The 405-nt window shown below is 57.3% G+C and carries 1 rRNA gene; it reads right to left on the bottom strand.

The window, feature by feature from the left end:
* Positions 1–405 (bottom strand): 16S ribosomal RNA (locus tag E0D86_RS21275); the annotation flags it as partial.

The raw sequence follows: 405 nt of genomic DNA, 5'->3' as shown, positions 1-405 counted from the left end.
CTGTTCGCTCCCCATGCTTTCGCTCCTCAGCGTCAGTTACAGCCCAGAGACCTGCCTTCGCCATCGGTGTTCCTCCTGATATCTGCGCATTCCACCGCTACACCAGGAATTCCAGTCTCCCCTACTGCACTCTAGTCTGCCCGTACCCACCGCAGATCCGGGGTTAAGCCCCGGACTTTCACGACAGACGCGACAAACCGCCTACGAGCTCTTTACGCCCAATAATTCCGGATAACGCTCGCACCCTACGTATTACCGCGGCTGCTGGCACGTAGTTAGCCGGTGCTTCTTCTGCAGGTACCGTCACTTTCGCTTCTTCCCTACTGAAAGAGGTTTACAACCCGAAGGCCGTCATCCCTCACGCGGCGTCGCTGCATCAGGCTTCCGCCCATTGTGCAATATTCC

It is taken from the genome of Pseudomonas sp. IC_126 (assembly GCF_004331835.1).
GTDB lineage: Bacteria > Pseudomonadota > Gammaproteobacteria > Pseudomonadales > Pseudomonadaceae > Stutzerimonas.
The sequence above is the reverse complement of the archived record's forward strand: the minus strand, read 5'-3'. Positions and strand labels throughout refer to the sequence as shown.